The sequence below is a fragment of the Schaalia georgiae DSM 6843 genome (assembly GCF_000429245.1).
In the GTDB taxonomy this organism is placed as follows: domain Bacteria; phylum Actinomycetota; class Actinomycetes; order Actinomycetales; family Actinomycetaceae; genus Pauljensenia; species Pauljensenia georgiae.
The window spans coordinates 113,071-136,405 of sequence record NZ_AUBM01000010.1; the positions used below are offsets into that span (position 1 = coordinate 113,071).

The window sequence follows — 23,335 nt, forward strand, 5'->3', positions numbered from 1 at the left end:
CCTCTGCGAAGCCCAAGCGCGGCTGCGCCTACGCGGGGCACCGCCCGTCGCCCGCAGCGTCCTCGTCATCGGGTTTGATGACGCACCATCGCTCCACGACGACGGCGCTCACGGTCCACACCAGGCCCGCCAGTGCGCTGAGCCCCGCGGCGATGGCGTTCTGCGCCATGACGGCCGCCTCGGCGTGAGCGAGGCTGGAGCCCGTCAGGCCCACCAGGATCCCCGTGAGCCCGGCGCCGACCATCGACGAGGCGCGAGCAGCGACGGCGACGCGCAGCACCCCCAGCGCCCCGATCCACGTGTCCTTGTTGGCGCGGTAGCGCCTGACGTGCACGCCCGCCCACAGCAGGAACACGGTGATCACGAGGAAGAGCACCGCGGGCGCGGGTGTGATGAGGAGGGGGGTGGCGCCCACCCTCGTGCCCATTTCGGTTGCGGCGAAGGCCAAGCCCCCGCAGATCGCGCCGGTAGCTGCAACGAGCAGCACCGACACGGGTTTCACGGACGCCTGCCCGGTTTGACGATGGGGATGGCCCCCGTCATCGTCGGGCGCACGACGACGCGCCTGAGGATGCCCGTATGGGTGGCCTCATCGGCCGGGATGGGCCCGATGGGCGTGCCCTTGGGCAGATTGGGCTCCAGGATCGCGCGGCGCTGGTCGGCCTCGCCCGCCAGCTGTCCGCGCTCGGGATCCGATCCCTGGGAACGGTCGTCGACCACGCGCACCTGCTCCGAACCGGCCAGCGGGAACTGCCAGTCGGGCAGGGACATGCCCGACTCGCGCCCGGCCTCACGGGGCACGGGGGCCAGCTGGGTTGAGGTCTCGTGGCCCGGGTGGTTCTCCTCTGCGCCGACATCGCCGAAGAGCGAGCTCCATGACGGCTTGCCCTGCTGCGCCACAGCGGCGGCCTGGGCCTTGGGCGGACGCGCCTTCGTGCGCACCGGCGCGCGCCCGGAGGGGCTGTTCGCGGGAACGGAGGATATGGGGTGCCAGGCGGGGCGGGCCGGAGCTCCCTTCCCCCCGTCGGGCCGAGTGATGGGCGTGCCCGTGAAACCGCGCTGCGGCTTGCTGCGGCGCGGCTTCGCTCCGCCTTTCCGGGGATTCTGCTGCCCGCCCTGCCCCTGCTGGGGGGGTTGCCCCTGCTGGGGGCGGTGGCCGCTTCCCCCGGAGGCGGCTTCCGCCTCGGGGGCCGGGGGCTGCCCGACGCCCTTGGCGGCCAGGGTCGGACGCGTGATGGAGCCGGGGAGCCTGGGCGGGATGGACGGCGGGGCCGGCGGCTCGGCCGGCACTCCGTCCTCGGGCGCGGGGGGCTCGGACACAACCGGGACAGGGGCGGAGCCGGGCGCGGAAGCCCCCGCCCTCGTGGCGGAGCCGGACGCAGCCGCGGCGGACGATGGCTGGGCCGACGCCGGGCGTTCGATGCCCATCGCCTCGGCGATGTCCTCGCCGACCTCGGTGCTGGCCCACCGCGCCCACAGGCTGTTCCACACGGCTTGGTCGCCGCCCTCGCCGACTGGCGGGGCAGGCATCGGACGGATGGTGGCGGGCTTGGGGGAGCGGACCGGTCCCCGGTCGGGGGAGGACCCGTCGGCCTGCGGGGCCCCGGCAGCTTGCGCCTGTGCGGGCAGGGGGACCTGGAGCGGACGGACCACGGTCTCGTCGAGGGACTCCCCGGCCTTGGGGGCGCCGGAACGGGCGCCCGGCTCCTGCTGCTCACCCTCCGGCCCGCCCGGGCCGTCCGTCTTATCCCGCGCGGACGCGGCGAGCACTTCGTCCGATTCCTCGATAATGCCCTCGGGGTCCTCCAGCCAGTCGTCGATGGCGTCGAGGATGCCTTCGCGGTCGTCGCACGCCTCCAGCAGCTCGGCGACGGCGCCCACGCCCTCGAGGACGGCCGAGGGGTCGGCCAGCACCCACGGCGCCAGCACGAAGGCGCGCTCGTGGGCACGAGGATGGGGCAGCATGAGGGCGGGGTCGGAGCTGGTGGTGCCCGCGACCTGGACGATGTCGATGTCGATGGTGCGCGCGCCCCAGTGCTCAGTGCGCTCGCGCCCGAACTCGCGCTCGATCCGCTCGGTCTGCTCCAGCAGTGAGGACACGTCCCCCTCGAAAGTGCCCAGCACCACCGCATTCCAGTAGTCGGGCTGTTCCTGCTGTCCCTTGCCGAGGACGGGACGGGTGCGCAGCAGGGGCGAGACGTCGGTGACGGAGAAGCCCTCGACGTAGTCGAGCGCCTCCACGGCCGACGCGAGGGTGACGGGCACGTTGCCCAGGTTCCCGCCGATGGCGATGACGACGCTGCGGGGGCCCACGACCACGGGGCTGGGCAGGGCGGCACGGCGCCCGTCCTCCTGGCCGTGCTTGCCCCCCTCCGGCGCGCCGCCAGTGCGGGTGGAGCCCGTCAAGACGGAGCCCGCTCCCGCGTCGTAGATATCGGCGCGGGTGAGGGCCAGGGGCGCGAGGTCCACTGCGCCCAGGCGCACCGTGACGGACACGTCGTCGAAGGTGTGGGGCATGGGCGCGTCGGGTTTGTGGACGGTCGCCTCCACGCCCTCGACGCCTTCGTGGGACATCGCGGCGCGGGCGATGCGGTCCGCGAGCGTTTCCAGCAGCGAGGCGCTCTGGCCCTGGAGGATGGAGACCACCTCGTCGGCGATCTCCGCGTAGGAGACGGTGCCGGCGATGTCGTCGTCGGCGAGCGCCCCGTCGGCCTGGACCCACAGGGTCACATCCGCGACGAAGCGCTGGGGCTCTTGGCGCTCGAAGTCGAATACGCCGTGTACGGCGTCCACTTCGAGCCCGCGCAGGGCGATGACGACGGTCTGGCGTGTCACAGGCATTCACCTCCGTATGCGGGGCCCGTGAGGGCGGAACGGACGGCCCGGGCGTTTCGGGCGACGTCGTGGACCCGCACGGCCCAGACGCCCTGCCGGGCGCAGGCCGAGCTGATCCGTGCGGTCTGCTCGTCGGCGTCCCCGCCCATCGCCTTGATGAAGCGCTTGCGGGAAGCACCTATGAGAACAGGGTAGCCGAGGGCGGTCAGACGTGGGAGGGATTCCACTATCAGCACACATTGCTCATTCGTCACAGAGAACCCCAATCCGGGGTCGATAATGAGGGATTCCGGCGCGATTCCGGCCCCGATCGCAGCATCGGCCTGACGGCCCAAACGCTCCAGGACGGCGCCCACGACATCCTGACCATAATCAAAGGATTCGCCCGGCATTCCGGGCAGGGCGCGGTAGTGCTGGACCACGAAACGGCACCCCGTGGACGCCACCGAGACATTCATCTCAGGGTCCCACATACCCCCCGAAACGTCGTTGATGATCGCGGCCCCCTCGCGCGCGGCGCGGCGGGCTGTGACCGCATGAAGTGTGTCCACTGACACAACAATGCCCCCGGCTGCGAGCTCGCGAACGACATCGCCGATCCGCGCCCACTCCTCGTCCGGCCCGATGCGCGTCGAACCGGGCCGAGTGGACTCGCCGCCCACATCGACGATGTCCGCCCCCTGGTCCACCATCTCGTAGGCGTGGGCGAGCGCGTCGTCCACATGCGCGTAACGCCCGCCGTCGGAGAACGAATCGGGCGTCACATTGAGGATCCCCATCACCAGCGTGCGCTCCGCCATGTCACCGCTTCCCGCCGAGGACGAGCGCCATCATCTCGGCGCGCGTCGTCCCGTCGTTCATAATTCCGCGCAGGGCGCTCGTCACAGTCGACGAGCCCGGCTTGCGCACCCCCCGCATCGACATGCACATGTGCTCGGCCTCTATGACGACGATGACCCCCTGGGGGCGGAGCACCTCGTTGAGCGCGTCGGCGATCTGCGCGGTGAGGCGCTCCTGCACCTGGGGGCGCCGCGCGTAGCCCTCGACGAGGCGGGCCAGCTTGCTCAGCCCAGTCACAACGCCCCCGCGCGGGATGTACCCCACGTGGGCGCGGCCGTAGAACGGCAGCAGATGGTGCTCGCACACCGAGTGGAAGACGATGTCTCGCACCAGGACCAACTCGTCCGTGCCCGCGTGGAACTGGGTGCGCAGGCAGTCCCGTGGATCGAGGTCGACTCCCGCCAGCAGCTCCCGCCACGCCCTCGCCATGCGGCCCGGTGTGCCGACCAGCCCTTCGCGGCCCGGGTCCTCGCCCACGGCGACCAGCAGGTCCCGGCAGGCTCGCTCGACCGCGTCCGCGTCGAAGGTCACCTCGTCCGCCCCTCGTCCCGCGGATCAGGACCAGCGGGGGCGCCGTCCCCAGTCGGCCCGTCCGCCGCCCCGGCGGCCGCCTGCGCCTCCCCCCGGTCGGCCGCCCCCTCGCCGGATCCGGTCGGCGAGTCGGGCACGCCCTTCGGCATCCCCATGACCGCGCCCTCGACAGCGGCGTCCGACTGGTAGTTCCACACGGGGCGCTCGGGCTGCTTGCGCACGTCCTTGAACAACTCCGCCAACTGCGACTCGTCCAGCGTCTCCTCCTCCAGCAGGCGCAGCGCCAGGCGGTCCAGGACATCGCGGTTGCGGGTGAGGATCTCCCACGCCTCGCGCATGGCGTCGTCCAGGAGGCGGCGGACCTCGGCGTCGATGACCGAGGCCATCTCGTCGGAGACGACCGCGCCCTCCTTGGGGCCGCCGCGGTGGCCGAAGGCCTCCACGTCCTCGTCCCCGAGCTTGACCATGCCGATGCGGTCGCTCATGCCGTAGTCCGTGACCATCGCGCGCGCCGTCTTCGTCGCCTGGGCAATGTCGTTGGCCGGGCCGGTCGACGGGTCGCGGAAGACGAGCTCCTCGGCGACGCGCCCGCCCATCGAGTAGACGAGGTCGTCGAGCAACTGGTTGCGCGTCTTGTTGAAGCGGTCCTCGGTGGGCATGACCATCGTGTAGCCCAGGGCCCGCCCGCGCGGCAGGATCGTCACCTTCGTGACCGGGTCGGTGTAGCGCAGGGCCGCCGCCGCCAGGGCGTGCCCGCCCTCGTGGTAGGCGGTGACCGCCTTGTCGTGGTCGTTCATCACGCGCGTGCGCTTCTGCGGGCCGGCGATCACGCGGTCGATGGCCTCGTCGATGGCGCGGTTGTCGATGAGATCCGCGTTCGAGCGGGCCGTGAGCAGCGCCGCCTCGTTGAGCACGTTCGCCAGGTCGGCCCCCGTGAAGCCCGGGGTGCGCTTGGCGATCTGGCGCAGATCCACGTCGTCGGTCATGGGCTTGCCCGCGGCGTGCACCTTGAGGATCGCCTCGCGGCCCCTGAGGTCGGGGGCCTCGACTGCGATCTGCCGGTCGAAGCGGCCCGGGCGCAGCAGGGCCGGATCCAGGATGTCCGGGCGGTTCGTGGCGGCGATGAGGATGATATTGGCGCGCTCGTCGAAACCGTCCATCTCCACGAGCATCTGGTTGAGGGTCTGCTCGCGCTCGTCGTTGCCGCCGCCGATGCCGGATCCCCGGTGGCGGCCCACCGCGTCGATCTCGTCGATGAAGATGATCGCGGGGGCGTTCTTCTTCGCGCGGTCGAACAGGTCGCGCACGCGCGAGGCCCCGACCCCCACGTACAGCTCCATGAACTCGGAGCCGGAGATCGAGAAGAACGGGGCGTGCGCCTCGCCGGCCACCGCCTTGGCCAGCAGGGTCTTGCCCGTGCCGGGGGGTCCGTAGAGCAGGACGCCGCGCGGGATCCGCGCCCCCACCCTGTGGAACTTGTCCGGCGAGGACAAGAACTCGCGGATCTCCTCCAGCTCCTCGACGGCCTCGTCCTCGCCGGCCACGTCGGCGAAGGTCACGTCGGGGCGCTCCTGGTTGAACTCCTTGACACGGGACTGCGTGAAGCCGCCCATCATCCGCGAACCGGACAAGCGGTTCATCAGGAAGTAGAAGGCGACCAGCAGGATCAGCAGGGGGACGACGAGCTGCGCCAACGCGCCCAGCGCCGACCCCTGGGGGCGCACAGCGTTCCACCCCTTCGCCGGGACGGCGGCCTGCACGGCGTCGAGGATGTCCTTCGTCTGGGTGTAGGAGTACGAGAAGTACACGCTGCGGCCCAGGTTCGCCGTGGGATCCTCAACGCCCGTCCCCTGGTGCGTGTAGTCCTCCGTGAGGCCGAGGTTGACCTGCTGGATGCCCTCGTTGAGGACGACCCGCTCCACAGTGGAACCGCTGATCAGCGCCAGGCCCTCGGAGGTATCGACCCCGCGGGGCTGGAACGCCTGCCACACGAACCACCCCCCCAGCAGGAGGGCGACGAGCGGGACGATTGCCCACGCCAGGTTCACGCGGGGGTACTTGTTGGAGGTCTCGTTCACAACCGTCTTTCAGTTAGCGGTGGTCATTTCTGGTAGACGTGGGGCGACAGCGTGCCCACGAAGGGCAGGTTCCGGTACTTCTCGGCATAGTCCAGGCCGTAGCCGACGACGAACTCGTCGGGGATCTCGAAACCGACGTACTTGACGGGGACAGCGACCTTGGCGGCCTTGGGCTTGCGCAGCGTCGTGGCGATCTCCACCGAGGCCGCGCCCCTGCCCACCAGGTTCGACCGCAGCCACGACAGGGTCAGGCCCGAGTCAATGATGTCCTCGACGATCAGGACGTGGCGCCCGGTCACGTCCTGGTCGAGGTCCTTGAGGATCCTCACGACGCCCGAGGTCTTCGTGCCGGACCCGTAGGAGGACACCGCCATCCAGTCCATCTGCAGGGGCGTGCGGAGCTTCCTCGACAGGTCGGCCATCACCATGACCGCCCCCCGCAGGACGCCGACCAGCAGGACCTCCTTGCCCGCGTAGTCCTCGTCGATCTGCCTGGCGAGCTCGCCCAGACGCCGGTCGAGGTCCTCCGCGGTGACCAGAACGTCTTTGAGGTCGTCTCCCATATCAGCGGCGTCCACTCGTTCCTCTTCTCTGCTGGCGTGCCATTGGGGCGTTAACGCGTCTAGCGTCTCATAGTTCGTGGCACCAGTGCGCACGCTACGGCGTTTTCTCACTGTGAGCGAAGCGGCCCCGCCTCGATCACCGCCCGCTCCCCCGCGCCGGAGCGCGCAACCACGACGCGCGGGAGGTTGAGCGGCCCCTGGCCCCTCCACGCGGTGACGAGCGCGTCCACCGCTTCGACGTGCCCGGCCGCCAGGGAGCCCCCGGGGACACCGGCGTCGCGCAGGAAGGACGCCAGGACGCGCCCGCGCACCGCCCTGGGAAGACCCTCGAGCGCCTTCACGCGGATCGACCGCGCGCCCCCCTCGCCCCGGACCTCTGACGCGCGCACCCGCTGCGCCCACGAGGCCAGCGCGTCGTCGTCATCGGCCGCCGCCGCCGCGCTCCTGGCCAGCCCGGGAACCGGATCGGCGCCCAGGGCCCGGGCGAGTGCGGGCAGCGCCCGGTGCCGCACCGCCGCCCGGCGCAGGGCGCTTCCGTCGGCGGCGCGCCACGGCCCGTCGGGGTCGTTGGTCGGATCGGAGCGGGGGACCAAACCCATCTGCGCGCACGCCCCGGCGGTGTCGGCGCGCCGGACCCCCAGCAGGGGCCGCAGCCACACGGTGCCGTCGGCGTCGGCGCGCCGCGGCGACATGGCCCGCAGGCTGCCCGCCCCCGAGCCCCGCGCCAGGCGCAGTAGGACCGTCTCGGCCTGGTCGTCCATCGTATGCCCCAGCAGGACGGGCGAACCCGAGGCCTCGCGCCGCAGGGCCTCCATCCTGGCGGCGCGCGCATTGCCCTCCGGCCCGGCCGCCCCAGCGGCCGCGTCCACGGCCACGACCTGGGGGACTGCCCCGAGAGAGCGCGCCAGCTCCGCGACGGCGTGGGCCTCGTGCCCCGAATCCGGGCGGAGGCCGTGGTCGACGGTGACGGTGCGGACATCGATGCCCATACGCGTTCCCGAGTCGATGGCGGCGGCGGCGAGGGCGAGGGAGTCCGCTCCCCCCGACAGCGCGACGACGATGCGGTCGGGGGGGGAAGCGCCCAGGCTGCGCAAGCACCCGCCCACGGCCAGGGACACGCGCGCCAGCGGGCCCCGCGGGTTCGCGCCGACCAGTCGGCTCGCGCGCCTCAGCTCAGCGCACACGGGCCAGCCACAGGCGCGGATCCTCGTACTCGGCGGCGGTGGGCAGCGCGTCCAACGAGGACAGCAGGACCTCGAGCGCCCCCTCGTGCACGACCGCGCGGGCGAAGCCCTCGGTCTGGGCGTGGATCTGCGCGACCCCCGTCAATGGGACGCCCGCGCCCTGGCAGGCGTGCACCAGCGCGACGCCGCCAATATTGGCGCGGCGCTCACGCAACCACTGGACGGAGGGCAGGTCCCGGGGCGTCAGGGCGTCCATCTGCGCCGTCGGCAGCGCGTCGAGCAGCAGGACCACGCGCACGAGGTCGTCGGAGCGCGCCGGCAGGTGGTGCATGAGGTCGGCGATGTAGGGGATCAGGAAGGGCGCGTGGGTGAGGTGCACCCCGCGCAGGCCCGTGGTCAGGGACACCCACTTGCACCAGTCGGACTGGTCCAGGGCGTAGCGGCGCGCGTCCGACAGCACGTTCGGGGCGACCAGGACCCTGCCCGGGTCAGCGACGTTCCAGATGCCGGTCGCGGTCCTCATGAGGGAACGCAGGATCACGGCCTGGGAGGCGAGCACCAGGGGGGAGCGCTTGCCCGTGGTGTGCTCCATTATGGTGCCGACCACGCGGGTCAGGCCCCTGCGGTCCACGACCAGGGTCGGGGAGTCGGCCACGGCGGCGCTCGCCTCCACCAGCCCCGTCAAGGCGAGGAGGCGGCGGTTCGACCAGGCGACGGACTTGCGCAGGCGGGCGACCACCGCCGCGGCGCCCATCGGGGAGGCCGGGGGGCCGGCGTGGGACACGGCGGCGAGGGCGTTGGCGACGGCTTTCGGACCGAATGGCATCTCCATGGGTCCTAGTTTAGCGAGACGAGTCCCTCCTCGAAGGAGTCCAGGAGTCCGCGCGCCGAAACGGCCCGCTCGGCGGGATCCTGGACGCCGACCGCGACAACGAGCGTGCGCCCGCCCTGGGTGGTGAGGACGCCGGACAGCGACGCGACCGCGGCCAGCGACCCCGTCTTCGCCTGCACGTTGCCCACTGCGGGGGGATCGGTGAAGCGCGTGGTGAGCGTCCCCTGCAGGCCCGCCCAGGGCAGGGACTCGATGAGGTCGCGCGCGCCCGCATTGGACGAGGACATCGCCGCGCGGAGCACCCCCACCAGGGTCCGGGCGGTGAGGCGGTCGTTGGACGACAGCCCCGAGCAGTCTTCGAGGTTGAGCCCGTCGGTGGGCACGCCCGCACTGGTCAACGTCGACACGAGGTTGCCGACTGAGCCCGCGAAAGTCGTCGGGGCGCTCGCGGCCGCGGCGGCCAGGTGGCAGTACTGGTCGGCCACAGTATTGTCCGAGTGGTGGAGCATCCAGCGGATCTGCTGGCCCATGGTGGCCGATTCCACCGAGGCCAGAGAAGCCGCTCCCTGCGGGGCCGCGGCCGCCGAACCGAGGTCGGTGGCCACGCCGTTGGACTCGAGCGCCGCAGCGAAGACCTCGGCTGCCCGTAGAGCGGGATCCTGGTGGAAGGAGTTGGCCTGCGGCTCGGTGCGACCCGCGTCAATGGCGATAGCACCGACAGCGCCCGCGTAGTTCCCCACCTCCTGCGCGTCCCACGCGCCCAGGTGGGCCTCGCCCTCGAAGAGGGAGCCGCGCCAATCGACGCGGGCCGAGGAGACCCCCTGGCCCTTGAGCGCCTCGGCGGCGCGCGCGGCCAGGGTCGCCAGGCCCGCGCGCCCGTTGATGGCGCTGGCGTCGGACTCGCCCTCGCCCAGCAGCAGGTCCCCCTCCCCGTCCAGGTAAACCGTGCCGCCGCTGTACAGGGCGGTCGTCGTCAGGGTGGCGGAGGGGTCGAGGTGGGTGAGGGCGGTGAACGCGGTGAGCGTCTTGGTCACCGAGGCGGGCGTGTGCGCAGTGCCCGCGGCCGCGTCGAGGAGTTCCTCCCCCGTCGCCCCGTCGACGACCAGGCCCCACGCCGTGAAGCCACCCGCGGCGGCCGACTGCTGGACCTCCTCCCACAACCCCGCGACATCCGCGGCGGACACCGGGTTCCCCTGCCCCCCGGCCGCCGCCTGCGCCGCCTGGGCGGGCCTGGCGCTCATGGTGGGGGGCGGCGCCGCCTCCGGCGCCTGCGGATCGCACGCGGCGAGGCAGCCAACCGTCATCACCGCGAGCGCCGATGCGCATACAATTGCAGTGTTAGACCGTCGTCGCATGGAAGTCCCTTCGTGTCGTGCCTAGGTGCCACACTAGCGGGCGATGCCGACGATCCCAACCCGTTCGCGCGCGGCGCGCGGCACAATCGAGACGGAGGACACAATGGAGTTCGATGTGACGATCGAGATCCCCAAGGGGAACAGGAACAAGTACGAGATCGACCACGACACCGGACGCATCCGCCTGGACCGCATGCTCTTCACGTCCACGCGCTACCCCGACGACTACGGCTTCATCGACGGAACCCTCGGCGAGGACGGCGATCCCCTGGACGCCCTGGTCCTGTTGGAGGAGCCGACCTTCCCCGGCTGCGTCATCCGCTGCCGCGCGCTGGGCATGTTCCGCATGCGCGACGAGAAGGGCGGCGACGACAAGGTCCTGTGCGTGCCCAGTGCCGACCAGCGCGCCTCCTGGCGCACCGACATCGAGGACGTCTCGGAGTTCCACCGCCTGGAGATCCAGCACTTCTTCGAGGTCTACAAGGACCTCGAGCCCGGAAAGAGCGTCGAGGGCGCCCACTGGGTCGGCCGCGAGGAGGCCGAGGAGGAGATCCGCCGTTCCTACGAGCGCCTGAAGGAGCACGAGGCCGGGCACTAGGGCGCGAGGCCCGTCGCGCGCGTTGGCGCGTGGCGACCCATTCATGACCAGGTTCCGCGGCAGCGCCGCCGCGGAGGGGAAACGGCGTCGGGGCGGCGCGCGCTTCCCCCGCGCCAACCGCGATCGGGCACCGGCCTAGGGTAGGCCCTGCGGTGCGCGCACGAGCACCGGCCCTCCCCGCGGAAGGAGTTCGCATGGAAACACTTCATGAGTTCGACGAGCGCATCGGATCGTTCCAGACCGACTCGGTCCCCTACGAGCCGGTGTTCGCACTGCCCCCGTCACTGGAGGAGAAGGTGGCTCCGCGCTCTGGTTCGCTGCTGCCTTTCCACGGGGACACGGTCGCTTACTTCCTCGACGACCGGGTCCGGGATCTCGTCGGATCGATCGCGAGCAGCCTCCATGCTCGTTTCGGCGAGTCGCTGTCGCTGCCGCTGCCAGTGGAAATGGCGCACGTGACGCTCCACGACCTCCACGCCTCCCCGGACCGGGCCCAGGTCCGGCCTCTGGTGGAGGCCAGCTCGGCGCGCGCGACTGGGCTCGTCGCACGTGCGCGCCGGATCGGTCCCATCCGCACGATGTGCACCACGGTGTTCAACATGATGAACACGAGCGTTGTCATCGGGGTCAGGGCCGTGGACGAGGAGGAGCACCGCAAGCTGTTGACCGCCCGGGGCTTGTTCGACGAGGTCGTCCCCTCTGGGCCGTTCACGCCCCACATCACCTTGGCCTACTACCGGCCGGCGATGCCCGTGCCGCTGCCCCCGGAGGAGTTCCGTGACGCGCTCGCGCAGCTGACCGGAAGAACCACGGGCGTTCCCGTCGTGCTCGCGCCCGAACGCCTGCATGCCCTGCGGTTCGACTCCATGGGCAACTACTGGGCGGTTCAGCACTGAGCCCGGCTCCGGGACGCGAGAACGCAGTCCGGGGCGGTGCGCGCTTCCCCCGCGTCCACCGCCCCGGACTGCGACCACTGGCACCGCCGCCAACCGCGACCGGGAACCGGTCTAGGGTAGGCCCCGCGGACAGATGGCCCCGTCCGCGGGCTCCGGCCTCACAGCCTCACGGCGTAGGGCATGATCGACCCCCAGCTGTAGACGCCGGTGATCCGCACGGGGACGCCGAAGGTGGGCGCCTCGATCATCTGGCCGCCGCCGAGGTACATGGCCACGTGGTATATGCCGGACTGGGCGCCGTTGGACGACCAGAAGATGAGGTCCCCGGGCTCCATGGAGTTGATGGACACGTGGGTGCCGTAGCCGTACTGGGCGCGGGACAGGTGCGGCAGACTGACCCCCGCCCGGGCCCACGCGAGCATAGTGAGTCCGGAGCAGTCGACGCCGCCGTAGGACTCGCCGCCCCATACGTAGGGCACGCCCAGGTAGCTCTTCGCGGCGGCGATCGCCGTGGCGGCCCCGCCCGACCCCCACGAGGAACCGCCGCCATCGTCGTCGGAGGAGTCCTCGATCTCGGGGGTGCGGCTCGGGGGCGTGTAGCCCGAGTCCGAGTCGTCGTCATCGCCCCCACCGACCGACGGGGCGGGCGCAGCCTGGGCCGCAGCGGCCTGCCTCGCGGCCTCCTCGGCCGCTGCCTGGGCGGCGGCCTCCGCAGCGGCCCTTGCGGCAGCCTCGGCCGCCGCCTGGCGCTCGGCCTCGAGGGCGGCCTCGCGCTGCTGGATGAGGTCGACGGTGGTGTTCTGCTTCTTGGCGAGCTCCTCGACGTAGGCGCTGCGCTGCGCCTCGACGGTGCGCTGCTGCGCCTGGGCGCTGGAGGCGGCCGCATTGGCGGCGTCCGTGCGGGCCTGGACCTCGTCGGTGGCGCTCTGCTGGGCGGTCAGGGCCTGCTCGGCGGCCCCCCGCATGACGTTGGCGACCTGCTCCAGGGCGGCGACGTTCTGCATCTTCGTCTCCGCGGAATTGGAGAAGGAGTCGATGGAGCTCTTCTTCGTCTCAACCGTGCGAAGCCCGTCGGAGTCGAGGTAGGGGGCCAGGGCGTCCAGGGAGGCGTTGCCGTCGCGGTAGGCGGTCTGGGCGATGGAGGCGATCTGCTTCTTGCCCTCCTCGAAGTCCGCCTGCGCCTGGGCGGCGTCGGCCTGCGCCTGGGCGGACGTCGCCTTGGCCTGGTCGAGGGCGATGTTCGCGGCGTTCAGGTCCTCGCCGGCCACCTGGGCGGCCTGCGTGGCGCTTTGCGCCTGGGCGCTGACCTGCGCGAGGCGGACCTCAATCTCGGCTACCGAGAGCTTGGCGGCCTCCTCGGCCGCCTGCGCCTTGGCGATGTCGTCTTCGGAGGGGGCCGCCTGGGCCATCTGGGGGACCGTGAGCGCCGCTACGGCCGCCAGTGCCGCGAGTCCGAGGCGGATCCGGCCTCGGAGTTGGGGAAGTGCCTTCACTGAGCTACCTGTTCTTCGTGCGGATACGGGTGCGCCCGGGGGCGCTTCTAGAGCAAGAGCGTAACCACTGCAGCCACACTTGGCAACAAGAACCACTAACTCACCGCTCACATCAATCGCAACATTAGTAACACCAGCCCCATCGGGCACCGCCCTGCTGTCACACGAGTCCGCACTCTGATACGCCCCGGCGCGCCCCTGCGACTGCGCTAGCCTGGCCCCATGACTCGTCGAATGCCCTGCTGACCCGCGTCAGCGACAGCCGCTGGCGCGCGGTCCCCGCTCATAGGGGGGGCAGTCGACCGACCCGGGCCGACCTCCCCGTACCCACCGACACGAGGAGACGGCGCCATGGCCCGACACCCCTTTCCCCCCGCCCCCGCCTCGGGCGGTTGGCACGACGGCGACCCCGCCGCCTTCCGGTCCTTCGCCGACATCGGCCCCCTGCGCCTGGAGAACGGCGACGCCCTGCCGTCAGTGCGCATCGCCTACGAGACATGGGGCCGACTCGACGAAGCGAAGTCCAACGCGGTCCTGGTCCTGCACGCGCTCACCGGCGACGCCCACGTCCTGGGCCCCACCGCACCGGGCCAGGACACCCCGGGCTGGTGGGAAGCCATCGTCGGCCCCGGCAGGGCGATCGACACCGACCGCTACTTCGTGGTCGCCGCGAACGCCCTGGGCGGCTGCCAAGGATCCACGGGCCCGTCCTCGCCGTCCCCGGACGGGGCGCCCTGGGGTTCCCGCTTCCCCATCGTCTCCACCCGCGACCAGGTGACAGCCGAGGCCCGGCTGGCCGACCTGCTCGGAGTGGGCGCCTGGTCCCTCATCATCGGCGCTTCTCTGGGCGGGCACCGCGCCATCGAGTGGGCGGTGTCCCACCCCGACCGCGTCGAGCGCCTCGTTGTCATCGCCTCGGGCGCGCAGACCACCGCGGAACAGGCCGCCTGGGCCCACACGCAGATCCGCGCCATCGAGCTCGACCCGAACTGGCGCGGGGGCGACTACCACGCGCTCCCCGCCGGCCCCACCGGGGGCCTCGCCCTGGCCCGCCAGATCGCCCACACCACCTACCGCTCCCCCACCGAGCTGGACGAGCGCTTCGGCCGCATCCCCCAGAACGACGAGGACCCCCTGCGGGGCGGCAGGCTGGCCGTCGAATCGTATCTGGACCACCACGGCGAGAAACTGGCGCGCCGCTTCGACGCGGGCTCCTACGTGGCGCTGTGCCGCACGATGCTCTCCCACGACATCGGGCGCGACCGCGGCGGCCAGCGCGAGGCCCTGGGCCGCGTGCGGGCGCGGGCCCTGGTGGTCGCCGTTGATTCGGACAGGCTCTTCCACCCCGACCAGGCGTGGCGGATGGCCGAGGGCATCGACGGCGCCCTGTTCCGCGAGATCCACTCCGCGCACGGCCACGACGGCTTCCTCATCGAGTGCGACCAGCTCACCGCCCTCCTCGGCGAGTTCCTCAACGAGCGGGCCCCGTCGCGCCGCCCAGCCCTCGCCCAGGCGTAGGGACAGGGCCGGGGAGGACACGGGCCACCGCGACCGGCAGCGCGCGCCGGCCCCAGTACTCGGGGCCTCCCGCCCCCAACCGGGCGCCGTTGCCCCCGGCCCCGGCGCACCGCGGGCCGAACCGGCTCCGACGCCCTACTCTTGGCCTATGAGCGAGTACGACGTTCTGGCGCCGTGGGGCGCCGATGGCCCCGCGCCCGTCGGGCGGTGGCGCCAGGACCTGCTGGGCCCGGCCTACCAGTCCCGCACGATCGAGCTGCTCCCCGACGAGGAGGGCGACAACGTCGCCACCCTGGTGCGCTACCGGCCCCGCAAGGACCCCGGGGCACTGCCCGGATCCCTCGGCTTCCCCCGCTTCGTCGCGCTGTACGTCCACGGCCGCAACGACTACTTCTTCCAGACGGAGCTCGCCCAGAACATGGCCGCGTCGGGGGCGGCGTTCTACGCGCTCGACCTGCGCAAGTACGGGAGGTCCCTGCGCCCCTGGCAGTCCATCGGCTTCACGGACGACCTGACCACCTACGACGAGGAGATCGGCGAGGCCCTCGACATCATCCGCGAGGACCACGGCTCAGCGCCACTGGTCCTGGTGGGCCATTCAACGGGCGGCCTCATCACCACCCTGTGGGCGCACCGCCACCCGGGCGCGGTCCACGCCCTGGTCCTGAACTCCGCGTGGCTGGAGATGCAGTCGCTGGCGTCGCTGCGCTCGGCGATGCAGCCCTTCATCGGGCAGATCGCCCAGCGCTCGCCCATGTGGGAGATCCCCACAGGGGGCTCCGACTTCTACGGCCGCTCCCTCGTGGGAGGGTGGGCCGCCTCCGGATTCGAACTCCCCGAGGAGCTGCGCGGGCGGCACGGCGGCAGGGAGGACGACCAGGGCGCCGGCTCCGCCCCCGCCTCGTCGGATCCCGCGGTCAGCGGATGGGACTACGCCCGCGAATGGAAACGGCCCGAGTCCTACCCGGTCCCGGCCGCGTGGCTGGACGCCATCATGGCCGGCCACGACACGGTCGAGAAGAAGGTGCGTCTGGAGTGCCCCGTGCTGTCGATGATGTCGACGTCGTCCTACACGGGCGAGGCGTGGTCCCCCCAGGTGTTCTCCTCCGACGTCGTCCTCGACGCCGACGTGATCGCGCTGCGCTCGATGTCACTGTCGGACCTGGTCACGATCGCGCGACTGCCGGGCAAGCACGATGTCTTCCTCTCCGACCCGTCAGTGCGTGCCCGCGCCTACTCGATCATGAGGGGCTGGCTGGAGGCCTTCGCCTGATACGCGGCCCCCTCCCGCGCCACGACGCCACTGCCCTCCTCGCAGAGCCGACCGGCGCGCTGCCGCGGAGCTTCAGTGGCGAGCCGGACCCCGATGGACCGGGGCATCCGCGTACTCGCGCATGATCTCCCGGTTGATCTCCGCCAGGGACTCGGCCAGGGTCGGGCCCAGGCGGTCGCCCAGGTAGAGCTCATTCCACCCGTCGTAGTCGGCGATGCCCCGCGCACTGAAGAGGATCTCGATGCTGGGGTAGGTGAGCCCGTCGCAGCGGATCGCCCCCGAACCCGTCAACGCCAAATCGGAGGGCATGCGCAGGTCGGTGCGGGCGACCAGGGGGACGTCCTCCCCCAGGATCTGCCCGAGCGCCCGCAGCCCGTCCTCGTCGCGGTCCAGGACGGGCAGGCCCGCCTCGCGCGCAGCCACCACTTCAGGGGAGTCGGCCTCCACATCGACCGACGAGGCCACGGCGGCGTCCATCGCGCCCCCGTCGGTGAGGGACCCCTCCTCGCCGCCCTGGGGGGCGAAGGGGGCCGGGGGCTCCTCGTCGGTGGAGTAGGCGACCGCGCCGTGGGCCCTGAGCCGGGGCGTGGGCTTGGTCCTGGGCCCGCTGAAAGCGGCGGGATCGGGCTCCCTATCGTCGTAGTCGCTCCCGTCGGGGTAGGCGCCTTCGTCCACGCCTTCATCGGCGTACTCGCCGTAGTCGTAGTCGTCCCCGTCGGGGTAGGCGCCTTCCTCCGCCCTGTCATCGGCATACTCGTCGTAGTCCGTATCCCCGGCCGCGTCCGAGCCGTAGGCGGAACCCACCCCGTCGCCGTACTCCGCCCCCTGGCCGGCCCCGCCGTGTAGCGCGCCCGCGGGAACGGCGGAGGGCGGTGCCGCCTCAATGCCGAAGTAGGGCGACTCCCCGAGGACCGCGATCGCCGGGTCCACGCCCTGGTCACCGATCTGCGGGATCTGGTCCCGGCCACCGCCGACCAGGTGCGGGGAGTGCATGCCGTAGAGCCTGGGGCCGACGGCGTCGACGTCCAGGAAGAGGCGCCCGTTGCTCATCTGGCGCAGGCTCATGGCGTGGACCTCCACGCCCGAGCTGGCCAGGACGTCCAGGGCGGGGCGCACCGACGGCTCGATGGCCGCCGCTACCATGATGAGGCGGGGGCCGGGTCCTGCGGCCGTGGGCATGGACTCGCGGAACTTGTTCCAGCCGACACGGAAGCCCTCGGGGCCGCTGGGGTACTCATTGGCCAGGTCCACCCACGACAGCGCCGCGATCTCGGCGAGGCGCGACAACGAGGCGATGAGCGTCTTCGAGTCCAGCGTCTGCAAGATCTCGACGGAGACCACCTGCCCCGTGACGTCGAGGGCCGTCAAGCGCGGGGGCGCGTCCTCGCCGTCACTGGTGACATCGCGCCAGGTGACTGGGAACAGGGGCCGCGAAACGATCTGGAGCACCTGCTGGCAGACCGCATCGACCAGCTCGGGGCCAAGTTCGGAGGCGACCGGGTATCCGAACTGTGCGGGGACGAGGTGCCCATCCTCGAACTCGAACAGAGCCATCAGCTACTCCCCTCGGACAAGTGTGCTCGCTTTCATTGTTTCACAGCGTTCTCAAATTTCGCGGGCGACACAAGCATATGCGATACATACCACGTAAGCATACCCACGGCCTTCTCGGCACGTCCGCACAACTCCGGTCCGGGTCCACCCTTCCACCTGGTTAGAATACGCGAAGGGCTATACTGGGGCACCTCAAGAACAGGATGGAGCACATGGATCACGCCGAGCCAACGCAACCGCCAGTGGGGAAAACCGCCCCGATGACCCCTCCCCCGGCGCACCCCAAGGATTCCGGCGGCGCCCGGTTCCCCCACTCGACGAGCACCCCCACCGGCCCCATCCCCGTCGTCCGCCGCCGCGCCACCGGGACGAGCCTGAGCGACCACGTGCTCGCCAGCGGCGCTGAGCCCCCCACCTACCCCGACACCACGCCCCCCGACCGCGAGCCCGCCTTCCCAGACGCCCCGCCCCCTCCCCGAGAGCCCTCCGCGGTCACCAACGCCTTCCCCACCCCCAGGCGGCACTCCCCGAGGCACTGAGGCACCCGGGGGTCCGCCGCCCCCGAACTCGGTCCCCTCAGCGCGAGCGTGGACGCGCGTTGTCGACACCGTGAGGGGGTCGTCGACACGGACGCGCGTTGTCGACACCGTGAGGGGGTTATAACGCGCGCTGGTGTCGATAACGCGCGTCGGCGTCCGCGCCGGGGCGTACCGCCCGACAAGGAGGCCGGCCCGGACGGCCCACCGCCCGGGGAACCACCACGCCACCAGGACCGATCCACTGCCCACCCGGTGCGCTCAACAGACGCGCCCCGGTCCCGCGTCGTCCCGCAGTGCCACAATGGCACCATGAACGGGTCGAAAGCGCTGGCCGCGCTCACCGCAGCGGGAATCGAGGCCGACGCCTCCACGGGCGCGCGCGCCCGTTACTCGACGGACGCCGGGCTCTACCGGATACCGCCCGAGGTCGTCGTCTTCCCCCGCGACACAGACCAGGTGCTGCGCGCCCTGGAGATCGCGCGCGGCTTCGGCATCCCCATCACCACGCGGGGCGGGGGCACCTCGTGCGCGGGAAACTCCATCGGCCCCGGCGCCGTCATCGACTTCTCCCGCCACATGAACCGCGTGCTGAGCATCGACCCCCGCGCGCAGACGGCCACCGTCGAGCCCGGCTGCATCGGCTCCACCCTGCAGGAGGCCGCCCGCGCCCACGGGCTGCGCTTCGGCCCCGACCCCTCCAGCCAGAACCGCGCCTCCATCGGCGGCATGGTCGGCAACAACGCCTGCGGCCCCCACGCCACCGCCTGGGGCCGCACCAGCGACAACATCGTGTCAATGGAGTGCGTGGACGGGCGGGGGCGCCGCTTCACCGCCTCGTCCCGCCACGGATCCGCGATCCCCGAGGTCCCGGGGCTGGCAGCACTCATCGGCGCCAACCTGGCTCCCATCCGCCGCGAACTGGGGTCCTTCGGGCGCCAGGTGTCCGGCTACTCCCTGGAGCACCTCACGCCCGAGGGGGGCCGCAACCTCGCAGCGATGCTCACGGGCTCCGAGGGGACGCTGGTCACGCTGCTGTCCGTGACGGTCCGCCTGGTCCCCCTGCCCACCGCGCCCGTCCTCGTGGCCCTGGGGTACCCCGGAATGATCGAGGCGGCCGACGACGTGCCCACCATCCTCGAGCACTCGCCCCTGGCGGTCGAGGGCATGGACAGGCGCCTCGTGGACGCCGTGCGCCGCCACAAGGGCCCCGGCGCGGTCCCCGCGCTGCCCGACGGCGACGGGTGGCTGCTGTGCGAGGTGGGCGGAGCCGACGAAACCGCCGAGGACTCCCTGGCCCACGCACGCGCGCTCGCCGGGGCCGCCCACACCGACGCGGTCGTCGTCTACCCGCCCGGCGACGAGGCGGCCGCCCTGTGGCGCATCCGAGCGGACGGCGCGGGACTGGGCGGGCGCACCCCGCTGGACCCCGCCACCGGGGAGGGCGACGAGCAGGCGTGGCCGGGGTTCGAGGACGCGGCCGTTCCCCCCGCGCGCCTGGGCGCCTACTTGCGCGACTTCACGGCCCTCATGCGGGAGTTCTCCATCGATGGCCTGCTCTACGGCCACTTCGGGGACGGGTGCGTCCACGTGCGCCTGGGCCTTCCCCTGGACGACGAGGCGGGCGTCGCGCACTCGAGGCGCTTCCTGGAGCGGGCGGCGCGGGCGTGCGCGCGCCACGGGGGCTCCGTGTCGGGCGAGCACGGGGACGGGCGCGCCCGATCCGAGCTGCTGCGCTACATGTACTCGCCCGACATGCTCGATCTCTTCGCCCAGGTCAAAGCCCTCTTCGACCCCGACAACCTGCTCAACCCCGGAGTGCTGACGGCGCCGATGACGCCGGGCCGCGCCCGCGAGCGCCTGGCCGAACGCGCGGCCGCGGCCTTGGCCCCCGCCCCGTCGGCCCCCGCGGACGGGCAGGACCCGCAGCCGGGCGTTGACCCGTTGGACGCGTTCCTGCGCCGCCCCCGGGCCCGCCCGATCCCCGCCGACGGGGGCTTCGCCTTCCGCGGGGACCACGGGGACCTCACGGCGGCGGTCCACCGCTGCACAGGGGTCGGCAAGTGCCGCGCCGGAGCCCCCGGGGCCTTCATGTGCCCCAGCTACAAGGCCACGGGCGACGAGAAGGACGTGACGCGCGGCCGGGCGCGGATCCTGCAGGACGCGGCGAACGGGGAGCTGGTGGCTTCCATCGACTCCCCCGAGGTGCTCGACGCGCTGGACCTGTGTCTGGCGTGCAAGGCGTGCTCAGCGGACTGCCCGGCGGGCGTGGACATGGCGAAGTACCGCTCGGAGGCGCTCTTCCGGCGCTACAGGGGACGGGCGCGCCCCCTGTCGCACTACACGCTCGGGTGGCTGCCCCGTTGGACGCGCCTGACGGCCCGTGTGCCCTTGCTGGCCCACGCGGGCAATGCTGCCCTGTCAGTGGGGTGGCTGCGCCGCCTCGTGTTCCGCGCCATCGGCCTGGACACGAGGCGGGGGATGCCCGCGCTGCAGGCTGGAACTTTCTCCGCGTGGGCGCGGCGCCGCGGGCTTGGCACCGGGGTCCCCACGGAGGCGGGTGCCGCGGCCCCGGGGAGCGGGAGCGCGGGCTCTGCGGCCCCGGGGAACGAGGTGCCCCCCGCCTCGCCGCGCGACCCCGATGGGCGCCGCTACGTCGTCGTGTGGGCGGATTCCTTCAGTCAGACGCTCGACGACCGGGGTGCGCGCTCAATGGTGGAGGTCCTGGAGCGCAACGGGTTCGCGCCGATCGTCGCGCCCGACGTGTGCTGCGGCCTCACGTGGATCACCACCGGGCAGCTGGGCGGAGCGAAGAAACGGCTCGAGAAACTGCTCGGGGCGCTGGCGCCCTTCGCGGCGAACGGCATCCCCATCGTGGGCGTCGAGCCCTCGTGCACGGCGGTTCTGCGCGACGACCTGCTCGACCTGCTGCCCGACGACCCGCGCTCCGCTCTGGTCCGCCACGGGACGCTGACGCTGGCGGAGCTGCTGTCCACCGTGCCACCCGCAGAACTGGACCTGCCGTCGCTGGAGGGCGTCACCGTGGTCGCGCAACCGCACTGCCACCACTACTCCGTCATGGGGTGGGGGGCCGACCAAGCCCTGCTGGAGCGGCTGGGCGCGCGCGTGCGGCGCATCGACGGCTGTTGCGGCCTGGCCGGGAACTTCGGCATGGAGGCAGGCCATTACGACGTGTCCGTGGAGGTCGCGGGACTGTCGCTGCTGCCCGCCCTGGACGACGAGCCCGGCGCCGTGTACCTGGCGGACGGCTTCTCGTGCCGCACGCAGGCCGAGCAGCTGGCCGGCAGGGGCGGAGTCCACTTGGCGACACTGCTCGCCTCGGGGGCGCCTTGATCCAAACCGGCCGTCCCCCCAATGCCACGCGGGACTGCCTGGAAACCCTCTGCCCCGCATTGGGGCAGGTTAGCCCGCATTGGGGCAGGTTATTAACCTGCCCCAATGCACTGTTTCCTGCCCCAATGCCCCAGAACCTGCCCCAATGCCACGCGGAGCCAATGACGTGTCTCAGGTACCCCGGCACAGCGCGTGCTCTGGGGCTGGGAAACTCGAGCACGGATCAGCCCCCAAATCCGTCCCACCGCTCGCCCGGCTCAACCGCTCGGACGCAACCGAATCCATCCCGCGCCGGTACTTCCAACTATCCACAGACCCGCATCGTACGCAGCGTTATCCACAGGACGACTCTCAGTCGTGGACACCACAATACGAGGATGGACATCCTTATGGAATGGAAAGCAACGATATTGATGTGTACCGCACCAATACTACCAATACACGACCGGGAACCACGGACTCATGCGCCGTGCGGATCAAGCGGGGTTTCCGGGCCTCGTTCCCCTGCATCCGGCCGAATCCGCCTCGATGGGAAGTTTGGGAGGCAATCGCCCTCGCGCGCATCGCAGCAGTCAAAGACTCTCTTGAACCGACACCCGTCTTCGTGGGTTCCAGCGCCCTCCTCCTCCACGGGATCACAGGATGGGTCAAGAACCCCGATGTCGTCATTCACACCGATACCAAGCGGCGGACCACAGGGCTGCCCGCAGTGGTGCTGCGAGGAGTACGGACCCCTCCCTCACGCGTCTCGTGCCGCCGTACTCCTCCATTGATTGAAGACCCGCACCCCAATCGCGACGGTTTCCTGGTCGAGTCGCCCGAGGACGCCCTGCTCCGCGTCGTCATGAGTGACGAGCAGTTGCCCGCCTTCGTGCTCGCCTGTATGGCATTGCACGCCTGGACGCGGTTCAGCGCCTCCGACCAGGAGAGCGCCCGGAAACGAGAAGTTCGAATCAAAGCGCGCCTCGTGGGGTTTCTGGAGGCTCTCGCATCCAAGCGCGGTACCCGTCGGGGCTCATGCATCCTCCGCGCGGCCGACGCCGGCTGTGAGAACCCCGCAGAAGCCGCTCTCCTTTGGGTGGTACTCACCGTCAGCCCCTTCCCCGTCACCACCCAGCATGAGATCCATGTCGGGGGACGCACCTACTTCGCGGATATCGCCATTGTCGATTTGAAGATCATTTTCGAGTTCGATGGCTTGGCCAAGCTCGGCTCCTCGCGAGCTGAGGTGGAAGCACAAAAACGACGGTGGGTGCTCCGGGACGAGGCACTGCGCGACGACGGGTGGAATGTCATCCGGGTGTGCTGGGCGGATTTCGAGGACTTCAGCGCCCTTCGCCGCAGGATACGCAGGGCGTTCTCCGTGAGCCAACCACTGGTGCCTCCCCCGTACGCGCAACTCTGGGCGCTCCCGTCAGAAGACTGCGATGGGCCTGACCGACGCATCCATTCGTCGTCACCCGTCTTCATGGGCACGCGCAGCGCGCTCCCGCGGAGTCTTGAGGGGAACGGCCCTCAGTCCTCGTCCACAGAGTCGGCGGGAATCAGCCCCCATGCGAACACACAGAAAGCCCAGCCAACTGATTGCATTCGCCGGGAACGCATTCCGCTGGTGGATCCAGAGCCGCCGGATTGGGTGAGTTCGTGGCACGTGGGTGGGAATCCGGAAACAGTCCGTCATTGAGTCGGATGCCCGCGCATCAGCTCACCCCGTAGACGTGTCGGCGACATCGCCCTGCTCGGCACAGTGAGGCGGATGCCCGCGCAAGCTGCCCCGCCGGTATGGGGGCGGTAGGCGACAAGGCAACGTTAACGCGCACTGGGGCAGGTTAGCCCGCATTGGGGCAGGTTAATAACCTGCCCCAATGCATCGTTTCCTGCCCCAATGCCCCAGA

Annotated in this window: 18 protein-coding genes; 7 read left to right on the top strand and 11 right to left on the bottom strand. The window is 71.4% G+C overall.

The annotated features are described in order from the left end of the window. Nucleotides 1-28: 28 nt before the first annotated feature. The 9 genes from G447_RS0106020 to dacB form a co-directional block, all read right to left on the bottom strand. A complete protein-coding gene (locus tag G447_RS0106020; RefSeq protein WP_026430405.1) occupies nt 29-502 on the bottom strand; it encodes a DUF3180 domain-containing protein in 474 nt (157 codons plus the stop codon). Then, a complete protein-coding gene (gene folK / locus G447_RS0106025; protein ID WP_243442319.1) occupies nt 499-2,841 on the bottom strand; it encodes a 2-amino-4-hydroxy-6-hydroxymethyldihydropteridine diphosphokinase in 2,343 nt (780 codons plus the stop codon). The genes G447_RS0106020 and folK overlap by 4 nt, the downstream gene beginning before the upstream one ends. Continuing rightward, nucleotides 2,832-3,635 (bottom strand): dihydropteroate synthase, encoded by an 804-nt coding sequence (gene folP / locus G447_RS0106030; protein ID WP_026430407.1) that lies wholly within the window; start codon nt 3,633-3,635, stop codon nt 2,832-2,834. The genes folK and folP overlap by 10 nt, the downstream gene beginning before the upstream one ends. Before the next feature lies 1 nt (nt 3,636). Continuing rightward, on the bottom strand, nt 3,637-4,206 hold the full coding sequence (gene folE, locus G447_RS0106035; RefSeq protein ID WP_005869973.1) for a GTP cyclohydrolase I FolE: 570 nt from the start codon (nt 4,204-4,206) through the stop codon (nt 3,637-3,639). Continuing rightward, on the bottom strand, nt 4,203-6,284 hold the full coding sequence (gene ftsH, locus G447_RS0106040) for an ATP-dependent zinc metalloprotease FtsH (protein ID WP_026430408.1): 2,082 nt from the start codon (nt 6,282-6,284) through the stop codon (nt 4,203-4,205). The genes folE and ftsH overlap by 4 nt, the downstream gene beginning before the upstream one ends. Nucleotides 6,285-6,307: 23 nt before the next feature. Next, complete coding sequence (gene hpt, locus G447_RS0106045) at nt 6,308-6,862, bottom strand: hypoxanthine phosphoribosyltransferase (RefSeq protein ID WP_005869993.1); 555 nt, start codon at nt 6,860-6,862, stop codon at nt 6,308-6,310. A gap of 92 nt (nt 6,863-6,954) precedes the next feature. Further along, the gene (gene tilS, locus G447_RS11170; RefSeq protein ID WP_034476528.1) at nt 6,955-8,031 is read right to left on the bottom strand and encodes a tRNA lysidine(34) synthetase TilS; all 1,077 of its coding nucleotides are present in this window, start codon (nt 8,029-8,031) and stop codon (nt 6,955-6,957) included. After that, complete coding sequence (locus G447_RS0106055; RefSeq protein WP_026430409.1) at nt 8,021-8,863, bottom strand: zinc-dependent metalloprotease; 843 nt, start codon at nt 8,861-8,863, stop codon at nt 8,021-8,023. The genes tilS and G447_RS0106055 overlap by 11 nt, the downstream gene beginning before the upstream one ends. Before the next feature lie 5 nt (nt 8,864-8,868). Then, complete coding sequence (dacB, locus tag G447_RS0106060; RefSeq protein WP_026430410.1) at nt 8,869-10,218, bottom strand: D-alanyl-D-alanine carboxypeptidase/D-alanyl-D-alanine endopeptidase; 1,350 nt, start codon at nt 10,216-10,218, stop codon at nt 8,869-8,871. Between the two features lie 103 nt (nt 10,219-10,321). On the opposite strand from dacB, the gene G447_RS0106065 reads away from it, so the two are divergent. Continuing rightward, nucleotides 10,322-10,816 carry an inorganic diphosphatase gene (locus G447_RS0106065; RefSeq protein ID WP_005869943.1) on the top strand — a complete coding sequence of 165 codons (495 nt, stop codon included), beginning with the start codon at nt 10,322-10,324 and terminating at the stop codon, nt 10,814-10,816. Nucleotides 10,817-11,010: 194 nt separating this feature from the next. Then, nucleotides 11,011-11,712, top strand: coding sequence for a 2'-5' RNA ligase family protein (locus tag G447_RS0106070; RefSeq protein ID WP_026430411.1), 702 nt, complete (start codon nt 11,011-11,013; stop codon nt 11,710-11,712). 158 nt (nt 11,713-11,870) lie between these two features. Here G447_RS0106070 and G447_RS0106075 read toward each other — a convergent pair whose 3' ends face one another. Further along, on the bottom strand, nt 11,871-13,205 hold the full coding sequence (locus G447_RS0106075) for a C40 family peptidase (RefSeq protein WP_034476531.1): 1,335 nt from the start codon (nt 13,203-13,205) through the stop codon (nt 11,871-11,873). A gap of 351 nt (nt 13,206-13,556) precedes the next feature. Between G447_RS0106075 and metX the strand changes: the two genes are divergently transcribed. Both metX and G447_RS0106085 read left to right on the top strand, forming a co-directional pair. After that, nucleotides 13,557-14,723: a homoserine O-acetyltransferase MetX gene (gene metX, locus G447_RS0106080; RefSeq protein WP_026430413.1), complete on the top strand. Its 1,167-nt coding sequence runs from the start codon at nt 13,557-13,559 to the stop codon at nt 14,721-14,723. A gap of 148 nt (nt 14,724-14,871) precedes the next feature. After that, nucleotides 14,872-15,996 carry an alpha/beta hydrolase gene (locus G447_RS0106085; RefSeq protein WP_026430414.1) on the top strand — a complete coding sequence of 375 codons (1,125 nt, stop codon included), beginning with the start codon at nt 14,872-14,874 and terminating at the stop codon, nt 15,994-15,996. Nucleotides 15,997-16,068: 72 nt separating this feature from the next. On the opposite strand, the gene G447_RS0106090 is transcribed toward G447_RS0106085, so the two are convergent. Further along, nucleotides 16,069-17,550 (bottom strand): ICP22 family protein, encoded by a 1,482-nt coding sequence (locus G447_RS0106090; RefSeq protein WP_026430415.1) that lies wholly within the window; start codon nt 17,548-17,550, stop codon nt 16,069-16,071. A 260-nt stretch (nt 17,551-17,810) separates the two neighbouring features. Here G447_RS0106090 and G447_RS0106095 point away from each other — a divergent pair, with 260 nt between their 5' ends. The 3 genes from G447_RS0106095 (at nt 17,811) to G447_RS12475 (ending at nt 23,124) form a co-directional block, all read left to right on the top strand. Next, on the top strand, nt 17,811-18,089 hold the full coding sequence (locus tag G447_RS0106095; protein ID WP_125205103.1) for a hypothetical protein: 279 nt from the start codon (nt 17,811-17,813) through the stop codon (nt 18,087-18,089). 309 nt (nt 18,090-18,398) lie between these two features. After that, entirely contained in the window at nt 18,399-21,440 is a 3,042-nt protein-coding gene (locus G447_RS0106100) for an FAD-binding and (Fe-S)-binding domain-containing protein (protein ID WP_051226261.1), read from the top strand. Nucleotides 21,441-21,834: 394 nt separating this feature from the next. Next, nucleotides 21,835-23,124: a hypothetical protein gene (locus G447_RS12475; RefSeq protein ID WP_207382543.1), complete on the top strand. Its 1,290-nt coding sequence runs from the start codon at nt 21,835-21,837 to the stop codon at nt 23,122-23,124. The last annotated feature ends 211 nt before the right edge of the window (nt 23,125-23,335 follow it).

Coding starts and splice junctions, on each gene's coding strand:
- folK (WP_243442319.1), bottom strand. CDS start 2,841: ATGCCTGTGACACGCCAGACCGTCGTCATCGCCCTGCGCGGGCTCGAA.
- folP (WP_026430407.1), bottom strand. CDS start 3,635: ATGGCGGAGCGCACGCTGGTGATGGGGATCCTCAATGTGACGCCCGAT.
- G447_RS0106055 (WP_026430409.1), bottom strand. CDS start 8,863: ATGGAGATGCCATTCGGTCCGAAAGCCGTCGCCAACGCCCTCGCCGCC.
- dacB (WP_026430410.1), bottom strand. CDS start 10,218: ATGCGACGACGGTCTAACACTGCAATTGTATGCGCATCGGCGCTCGCG.
- G447_RS0106065 (WP_005869943.1), top strand. CDS start 10,322: ATGGAGTTCGATGTGACGATCGAGATCCCCAAGGGGAACAGGAACAAG.
- G447_RS0106070 (WP_026430411.1), top strand. CDS start 11,011: ATGGAAACACTTCATGAGTTCGACGAGCGCATCGGATCGTTCCAGACC.
- metX (WP_026430413.1), top strand. CDS start 13,557: ATGGCCCGACACCCCTTTCCCCCCGCCCCCGCCTCGGGCGGTTGGCAC.
- G447_RS0106085 (WP_026430414.1), top strand. CDS start 14,872: ATGAGCGAGTACGACGTTCTGGCGCCGTGGGGCGCCGATGGCCCCGCG.
- G447_RS0106090 (WP_026430415.1), bottom strand. CDS start 17,550: ATGGCTCTGTTCGAGTTCGAGGATGGGCACCTCGTCCCCGCACAGTTC.
- G447_RS0106095 (WP_125205103.1), top strand. CDS start 17,811: ATGACCCCTCCCCCGGCGCACCCCAAGGATTCCGGCGGCGCCCGGTTC.
- G447_RS0106100 (WP_051226261.1), top strand. CDS start 18,399: ATGAACGGGTCGAAAGCGCTGGCCGCGCTCACCGCAGCGGGAATCGAG.
- G447_RS12475 (WP_207382543.1), top strand. CDS start 21,835: ATGGAAAGCAACGATATTGATGTGTACCGCACCAATACTACCAATACA.